Annotated in this window: 6 protein-coding genes; 2 read left to right on the top strand and 4 right to left on the bottom strand. The window is 66.6% G+C overall.

Going from position 1 to position 7,032, the window contains the following annotated elements; genetic code table 11:
- Both DBR23_RS07520 and DBR23_RS07515 read right to left on the bottom strand, forming a co-directional pair.
- On the bottom strand, nt 1-832 hold an 832-nt coding region (locus tag DBR23_RS07520), incomplete at its 3' end, for a sensor histidine kinase N-terminal domain-containing protein (protein WP_199227659.1).
- On the bottom strand, nt 813-1,511 hold the full coding sequence (locus DBR23_RS07515) for a response regulator transcription factor (RefSeq protein WP_108497823.1): 699 nt from the start codon (nt 1,509-1,511) through the stop codon (nt 813-815). The genes DBR23_RS07520 and DBR23_RS07515, both read right to left, overlap by 20 nt.
- A gap of 152 nt (nt 1,512-1,663) precedes the next feature.
- Between DBR23_RS07515 and DBR23_RS07510 the strand changes: the two genes are divergently transcribed.
- On the top strand, nt 1,664-2,086 hold the full coding sequence (locus DBR23_RS07510; RefSeq protein ID WP_056067517.1) for a tripartite tricarboxylate transporter TctB family protein: 423 nt from the start codon (nt 1,664-1,666) through the stop codon (nt 2,084-2,086).
- Nucleotides 2,087-2,096: 10 nt separating this feature from the next.
- Nucleotides 2,097-3,611 (top strand): tripartite tricarboxylate transporter permease, encoded by a 1,515-nt coding sequence (locus DBR23_RS07505; RefSeq protein WP_056744313.1) that lies wholly within the window; start codon nt 2,097-2,099, stop codon nt 3,609-3,611.
- Nucleotides 3,612-3,857: 246 nt separating this feature from the next.
- Here the strand turns inward: DBR23_RS07505 and DBR23_RS07500 are convergent, their stop codons facing one another.
- Together DBR23_RS07500 and DBR23_RS07495 are read right to left on the bottom strand one after the other, a co-directional pair.
- Nucleotides 3,858-6,161, bottom strand: coding sequence for an ATP-dependent DNA helicase (locus DBR23_RS07500; RefSeq protein ID WP_108497822.1), 2,304 nt, complete (start codon nt 6,159-6,161; stop codon nt 3,858-3,860).
- Nucleotides 6,158-6,976 carry a hypothetical protein gene (locus DBR23_RS07495; protein WP_108497824.1) on the bottom strand — a complete coding sequence of 273 codons (819 nt, stop codon included), beginning with the start codon at nt 6,974-6,976 and terminating at the stop codon, nt 6,158-6,160. Before DBR23_RS07495 ends, DBR23_RS07500 begins: the two co-directional genes overlap by 4 nt.
- Between the last annotated feature and the right edge of the window lie 56 nt (nt 6,977-7,032).

The raw sequence follows: 7,032 nt of genomic DNA, 5'->3' as shown, positions 1-7,032 counted from the left end.
GGGCGCGGATGCCTGCGAGCGGTGTACGCAGCTCGTGCGCCACGTTGCCCGCAAATTCGCGCTGCGCATGCAGGCTTTGCTGCACCCGCGCCAGCAAGCCGTCCAGGGCCACACCCAGACGTTGCACGTCGCTGGTGCTGGCCTGTTGCGTCAGCGCGGGCGGCAGGGGTTGCAGGTCGGCAGCGTCGCGCTGGTCCATGGCGTCCTGCAGTGCACCCAGCGGATGCAGGTCGCGCTCGATGCCACGCAGCAGCCACGACCCCAGCACCACCAGCAGCCACAGCTGGGCCAGGCCCGAGTACACCAGCAGCCTGCGCAGCAGCTGCGTGCGCTCGGCGGTGGTCTGCGCCATGACGACGGTGAAAGAGGGCGGCCCGGCAATCTGCAAGGTGGCGCGCCGCAGCTCGCGCCCGTCTTGCGAAAGCTGCGAAAAGGCGTGGCTGTTGCCCGCCGCCACCACACCCGGCGCCAAGTGGGGGTCGCCAGCGATGAAGCTGCCATCGGGCGCGTACACCGCAAACCATACGGTTTCGCTCTGGTCAAAACGCAGCAGACCCACCTCGCGCGGCGTGAGGTCCAGCCGCAAAGGGTCGCGCGCAGGATCTGTCGGCTGGCCGCCGCGCACATGGGCGGCCACGGCGTGTGCGTCATCGAGCAACGCTCGGTCAAATGCCTCGGCCACAAAGTGGTTGCCCACGCCCAGCACCACCGTGCTGCCCAGCCCCCAGATCAGCACCAGTGACAACAGCACGCGCCGGCCGATGCGCTGGCGCAGGTCGGGCGGCTGCTGGTGCAGCGGTGCGGGGCCGGGTTCAGGACTGGCCAACGTCATCCTCTAGCACGTAACCCAGCCCGCGCAGCGTGCGAATCGCCGCGCCGCTGCCCGCAATCTTGCGCCGCAGGCGGGAGAACGAGGCCTCCAGCGCGTTTTGGCCCACCACCTCACTGCCGTCCGACAGGCGCGAGGACAAGTCGCCCTTGCTCAGCACACGGCCGGGCGGGGTCATCAGCTCCCACAGCAAATCGAACTCGCGCGCGGGCAGCTCCAGTGGTTGCCCGGCCACGCTGACGCGGCGCGCCTGGCGGTCCAGCACCAGCTGGCCCACGGTGACGATGTCGGCGGTGCCGCTGGCGCGCCGCAGCAGCGCGCGCAGGCGCGCTTCCACCTCTTTGAGTTCATAGGGCTTGCCCAGATAGTCGTCGGCGCCGGCGTCCAGCCCGGCAATGCGCTCCTCGGTGCTGTCGCGGGCACTGAGCACCAGCACGGGGGTGCGGTCGCCGCGCGCACGGGCGCTGCGCAGGGCGGTGAGGCCGCTGCCCAGGCCGCTGCGCGCGTGGGCAGCGTGGGGCAGGTTCAGGTCCAGCAGCACAGCGTCGAAAGCCTGTACCGCCCACCAGTGCTGGGCTTCTTCGACGGTATGGGCCAGCTCGACACGGTGGCCTGCGTTTTCGAGGCCCTGGGCCATGGTGCGGCTGAGCACCGGGTCGTCTTCCACCAGGAGGAGGCGCATGGGGGGCGGGGTTCTACGTGAAATTACGCATGGCCAAGATCAGCCTGCGATCAGGTTCGATGGAGATAGTCTGCCCGTCAGCATACCCCAGCCCTGCGCGCCGTTTGCACCGCCGGATGGGGTCGTCCAGCCTATCAGGAGACAACCTTTACATGATCAACCGCAATCTACTCAGAGGCTTTGCCCTCATGGCTTTGGCGCTGGGCTTTGGCCTGCCGTCCATGAGCTATTCGCTGGGGACGCTCGGCCGCGCAGGGCCGGGCATGTTCCCGTTCATCGTCAGCTGCATGCTGTTTGTGATCGGGGTCATCACCGTGGTGCGCGCGCGCCTGGTGGCACCGGTGCCCATGGACTTCCAGGTGCGCAACATCGCCATCATTCTGGGCAGCCTGTGTGGCTTTGCGGCGCTGTCGCACTTTGTGAACATGATCGCGGGCATCGTGTTTCTGGTGTTCTGCTCGGGGTTTGCGGGTACGTCGTACTCGTGGAAGCGCAACCTGAAGATCGCTGCGGTGCTGGTCGGCATCGCGTTTGCATTCCAAAAGCTGCTGGGCGTGAGCCTGCCGCTGTACTGAGGTCGCCGCCATGGAAGTCTTGAACAACCTCGCGTTTGGCTTCAGCCACGCGCTGACGCTGCAGAACCTGATGTTCTGCGCCCTGGGCTGCACGGTGGGCACCCTGGTGGGCTTGCTGCCGGGCCTGGGCCCGCTGGCCACCATCAGCCTGCTGCTGCCGCTGACCTATTCCATCGACACCACCGGCGCACTCATCATGCTGGCCGGTATCTACTACGGTGCGCAGTACGGCGACAGCGTGAGCGCCATCACCATGAAGATCCCGCATGCGAGCAGTATCGTGGCGTGTATCGACGGGTATGCGATGACGCTGAAAGGGAAAACGGGGCTGGCCCTGTTCACCGCCGGGTTCTCCAGCTTCATCGGGGGCACGGTGGCCATTGTGGTGCTGGCGTTCCTTGCGCCCAGCCTGGGCGAGGTGGCCTTTTTGTTCGGCCCTGCCGACTACTGCGCGCTGATGCTGGTGGGTTTTGTGTGCGTGAGCTTCGTGACCACGGGCAGCCTGCTCAATGGCCTGGCCATGTGCATGGTGGGCGTGCTGCTGGGCTCCATCGGTACCGATGTGAACAGCGGCCTGGCCCGCTTCACCTGGGACGCTCCGTTCCTGGCCGACGGCGTGGGCATTGTGAGCATTGCGCTGGGCTGCTTCGGCATTGCAGAGATCGCCAAGAACCTCGACTCGCGTGAAGAGCGCTCGCCCTTCAACGGCAAGATCAAGCTCATGCCCACCTGGCCCGAGTTCAAGCGCATCATCCCGAGCGCACTGCGTGGCAGCGTGGTGGGCTCCATCCTGGGCATCCTGCCCGGCGGCGGCCCCGTGATCGCCCAGTTTGCGGCCTATGCGCTGGACAAGAAGGTCAGCAAGTACCGCCACGAAATCGGCACCGGCTGCATCGAAGGCGTGGCTGGCCAGGCTGCTGCGGACGAAGCGGCTGCACGCACCAGCTTCATCCCGCTGATGAGCATCGGTATCCCCGAGAACGCCGTGATGGCGCTGATGATGGCCGCGTTCATCATCAAGGGCATCCAGCCCGGCCCCAACATGATTGCCGGCCACCCCGAACTCTTCTGGGGTCTGGTCGCCAGCATGTGGATCGGCAACTGCTTCCTGCTGGTGCTGAACGTGCCGCTGGTGCGCTACTGGCTGTCGGTGTTCAAGATTCCGTACAACGTGTTGTTCCCCGCGATCTTGTTCTTCTGCTGCATCGGCACCTACAGCATCAACAACAACCTGGACGACGTGTTCATCACCGTAGCGTTTGGTGCGCTGGGCTACCTGTTCATGCGGCTGGAGATGGACCCCTCACCGCTGATGCTGGGCTTCATCCTGGGCCCCATGCTGGAAGAGAACTTCCGCCGCTCCATGCTGCTGTCGCGCGGTAGCTTTGAGGTGTTCATCAACCGTCCTATCAGCGGCACGCTGATCAGCCTGATCGCCGCATTCGTCTTGTGGCAAACGGTGGCGTTTTTCCGCCAGCGTGGCAAGGCCAAGGAGCTGGTGGTGACGGAGCCCGTTGCATCCTGAAGATTGACTCTCTGTGTGCCGCTTTGGCGGCCTTTGCAAGGCCGGTCCCCAACGGGTGACCGGCCTTTTTTTTGGTTCAGAGGCTGAGAGTTTTTTGTCAGTGCCCGAAAGGTGCGCCATAACACCGCTGATCGAGGCGTAAAGCAAAGCCATAGCTTGGGCTATGGCGCGCATTTGCAACGACGAGCAGCGGTGTTATGGCGTGCAAGGCGGGCATAGGCAAAAGACTCTCAGCCTCTAAGCCTCTCAGTCCACCTGCCACCATACAGGCAGCAGCGCACGCACCTGGGCCTGCGCAAACCGGTCGTCCATCAGGTGCACCACGCCCTCGTCGGTGGGCGTGCGGATCACGCGGCCAGCGGCCTGCACCACCTTTTGCAGGCCGGGGTAGAGGTAGGTGTAGTCGTAGCCCGCGCCAAACAGCGCCTGCATGCGCTCGCGGATCTGCTCGTTGACGGGGTTGACCTGCGGCAGGCCCAGCGTGGCCAGAAAGGCGCCAATCAACCGCTTGCCCGGCAGGTCGATGCCCTCGGCAAACGCGCCGCCCAGCACAGCAAAGGCAATACCTTGGCTGCTGTCGGTAAAGCGCGCCAGAAAATCGCGCTGCTCGCCCTCCAGCATGCGGCGCGACTGGCACCAGTGCGGCACGTCGGGGTGTTGCTGCGCAAACAATGCAGCAGCCTGCTGCAGGTAGTCATAGCTGCTGAAAAACGCCAGGTAGTTGCCAGGCCGCTCGCGAAACTGCTGCGCCATCAGCGTGGCGATGGGTGCGAGGGACGCCGCGCGGTGCGGGTAGCGCGTGGAGATGTGGCGCGCCACCTGCAGCTGCAGCTGGTGCGCGGCAAAGGGCGATTCCACGTCCACCCACACATGGTCCTCAGGCAGGCCCAGCAGGTCGGCGTAGTAGCGCGCGGGCTGCAGCGTGGCCGAGAACAAGGTGCTGGTGTGTGCAGCTGCAAGGCGGGGTTGCAGAAAGGGCGCGGGCACCACGTTGCGGATGCAAACCACGGAATCGCCAGGTTTGAAGGCCCGCTGGTGGCGGGCGGCAGAAGCCTGGGTGATGTCCACCATCGAATGCGCATCGAGCAGGTCGGCCATGCGCTGCAGGTGCAGGGCATCGAAGTAGAACGTTTGCAGCGCGCCGTCTGGCTCCGTGGGGTGGTCGGTGAAGTGTTCGGTGAGCGTAGTGGTGCACTGCTGCAGCGCGGCCAGCAGCTTGTCGGGGAAGGTTTCGAGCACCGTGTACGGGGCCGGGTGCGCCTTGTCCAGCGCCACCCAGGCGCGGCGCACCTTGTCCAGCGCCTTCTTCACCGGCGCGTGTTGCACAGCGGTGGGGCTGCTGCGGGCCTGGGCCAAGGCGGCGGGGTGCAGCTCGGCGGTGAACATCTTGCGGCCGCGTTCCACCAGGTTGTGCGCCTCGTCCACCAGCAGCGCCGTACGCCACTGGTTGGCCTGGGCCAGACCGTGCAGCAGGCCACCCAGGTCAAAGTAGTAGTTGTAGTCGCCCACCACCACATCGGCCCAGCGGGCCAGTTCCTGGCTCAGGTAGTAGGGGCAGACGTCATGCTGCAGGGCTACGTCGCGCACACGGGCTTGTTGCAGGACGGGCGCGGGGTTGCCTGCGCTGGCGGGGGCCACGGCGGCAGCGCGGGCGGCAGGCAGCCGGTCGTAAAAGCCCCGGGCCAGCGGGCAGGATTCGCCGTGGCAGGCCTTGTCGGGGTGCACACAGGCCTTGTCGCGCGCCACCAGCTCCAGCACACGCAGCGGCAGTGCGGGTGCGCTGTCGGACAGGCGCGCCAGCGCATCCAGCGCCATCTGCCGCCCCGAGGTTTTGGCGGCCAGAAAGAACACCTTGTCGATGCGCTGCGCAGGCGCAGCCTTGAGCAGTGGGAACAGCGTGCCCATGGTCTTGCCAATGCCCGTGGGCGCCTGGGCCAGCAGGCAGCGGCCCGCCACTGCCGTCTTGTACACGGCCTCGGCCAGCGGGCGCTGGCCGGCGCGAAAGTCGCCAAACGGAAATGCCAAGGTGGTCAGTGCCGCGTCGCGTGCGGCACGGTGGGCCACCTGCTGTTCGGCCCAGGCAATGAAGCGCTGGCACTGGGCCTCGAAGTGCTGGCGCAGGTCGTCGGCGTTGCAGCGTTCGGTGAACACCGTCTCTTGTTGCGTGCCCACGTCCAGGTAGACGAGTGCCACGTCGATGTGCGCCAGCTGCTCCTGCTCGCACAGCAGCCAGCCATACACCTTGGCCTGCGCCCAGTGCAGGTGGCGGTGCGATGCGGGTTGGCGGTCCAGCCGCCCTTTGAAGGTCTTGACCTCGTCGATGCGCTGCTGCGCGGGGTCGTAGCCATCGGCCCGGCCGCGCACGCGCAGGCTTTGGTAACTGCCGCTCAGTGCCACCTCGGCGCGGTAGTCTGCACCCCGGCGCGACGCTGCCACCGCATGGCCCGCCATGCCTTCCAGCGCGGTGGGTGCGGGCGTAAAGCGCAGGTCCAGGTCGCCTTGCTTGGCGGTGAACTCGCACAGCTCGCGCACCGCCACGGTGTAGGTCATGGCGGTGTGGTCGGGGTGTCAGTGGCGGGAGGAGCAGGCTCGCCCAAATGGGTCTGAGCCATGTCGTCATCGCTGCGCAGCGGCGTGGCCTTGCACAGCGCCATCCACACCGCAAAGGGCAGCGCGCAGCGGTTGTGCCGCGCGGGGCGCAGCAGCTCAAAGCGCCCGTCCTCCACGCTGCCGTGCAATACCCATATGCCGAAGTGCTCAGGGATCTCGTCGGGCTCAGCTATGCCCGCCGGGAAGACGTAGTAGCACTCCTCGCACAGCCACTGGTACGCCTGCCGCTTGGCGTCGTGCCGCAGGTCTGACAGCAGGTCGGCGCGGCTCGCCTTCACCTCATGCACCATGGGCTGCAGGTAGGCGGGCACCGAGGTATTGCGCACCGAGAACAGATCGGGCCGGGCCATGCGCCACACATTGGCGGCGGCGCGGGCAGCGGGGGCGTGGTCAGCCTCGGCCCACAGCGGTGACATGGCGGGCGCGGTGTTGGTGGGTGCATCGGCCGTGGCCGCAGGCGGCACCACATCCCCCATCGGCACGGAGTCGATCACCGCGCGCAGTGACAGTTCGGTCCATACGATGCGCCCCGAAGCCAGCAACTGCGCCGCAAACTTCTGCCCCAGCCGGTCGTGCAGGCTCAGTGCCCGCACGCCACGCTGACGGGCCTGCGCCAGCATGCGGATGCCTTCATCGGTGAGGCGCAGGGTTTCACAACCATCGGCCGCAATGTGCAGACTGATGAGGCCCGCAGCCAGCAGATCAATCTCCAGTCCATCCTTGCACGGCCAGCCTGCCGAGCGCCAGATCTGCATCAGGCGCGCGCGGTGAAAGCGGGTGATCGGGGCGGAGCGTGGGGAGTCCGAAGTGG

Origin of the sequence: Acidovorax sp. HMWF018, from assembly GCF_003061035.1 — a bacterium.
Taxonomy (GTDB): Bacteria; Pseudomonadota; Gammaproteobacteria; order Burkholderiales; family Burkholderiaceae_C; genus Acidovorax; species Acidovorax delafieldii.
The sequence above is the reverse complement of the archived record's forward strand: the minus strand, read 5'-3'. Positions and strand labels throughout refer to the sequence as shown.